Here is a 1,090-nt window from a genome sequence, read left to right on the forward strand (position 1 = left end):
TATCAATCTTTTCCAGGTCAGCTGGAGAGATATACGCGAAGTTCGGGACCTTCGCAGCGAGATGTTCACGCGTCACCAACGACTCGATCAGCTCTCGGTCAAGAGTTTGTTGATCAATACGACGTTGGAGGTCTGTCGGTACAATTGCAAGCAAGTCCAGCGAAATGAACTCTCGAAGTGGCTTGATTAGACGCTCGACCGTTCGCTCGAACCCTCCGAGTGATTCAGGGCCTGGGCGGAGTGGCACAAGAATCGACTCGGTTGCGACGAGTGCGTTGTCCGTGAGGTGGCCCGTACTCCCGGGCGTGTCGATGATGATGTAATCGTAGGTGTCGCCCAAGAGCGGCTCAACAAGGAACTGTCGCATCCTGACTGTTCCGTGGTTTACCGACCCGAGACGATCTTGGACGTCTTCGAGGTCTGCTGTTGATGGGAAGAGGTCAAACCCAAACTCAGTCGAAACGATTGCGTCATCTGGCTCTGCATCCCGATCTATGATGATCTCTCCGAGATCTGCATGCTCATCGTCTATATAGACTTCGCGGAAGTCAAGGCCAACTGTGAGGTGACCATTCGGATCGAGGTCGACAAGCAGAACGTCGTGATCTCGCTCGGCTAATTCACGGGCGGTGTTGAGCGAAATCGTGGTCTTTCCGACGCCACCTTTGAGCGTGTTCAGTGCGACAGCGTTTGGTTGGGGATCTTGTGACATTGGTGTTCACCTGAGTCACCTAAGGTCGCTGAGGTACCTGTGGTTGTGCGCATAGACTCACGCATATCGTATAATATTTCCTGACTCAACTACCTTACCTGAGTTACCTAAGGTACCTAAGGTAGGTGAGGTGGGTTCCATCGTACGGCTTGATCTGTGTCCAGTATATTGGGCTTGGTTCAACTACCTCGCCTAAGGTACCTGTGCTACCTGAGTCAAATTAGGTACCTGAGGTAACTGTGGCAACTCAGCCAACTAAGGTAGTTCCCCATCTGGATTGGTGTCCAGAAATGTCTCCTTGACCTACCCCCTCTACCTTAGGTGACTTAGCTACCTTAGGTACCTTATCCAACTCTATTGTTCTACTCTGTATGTGCG

General features: G+C 51.7%; 1 protein-coding gene. It reads right to left on the minus strand.

The window, feature by feature from the left end:
• The coding region (locus tag C5B91_RS21095) for a ParA family protein (RefSeq protein ID WP_147374901.1) at positions 1–712 on the minus strand (712 nt) is incomplete at its 3' end.
• Positions 713–1,090 lie beyond the last annotated feature (378 nt).

Source organism: Haloferax sp. Atlit-10N (genome assembly GCF_003586325.1).
Taxonomy (GTDB): Archaea; Halobacteriota; Halobacteria; order Halobacteriales; family Haloferacaceae; genus Haloferax; species Haloferax prahovense.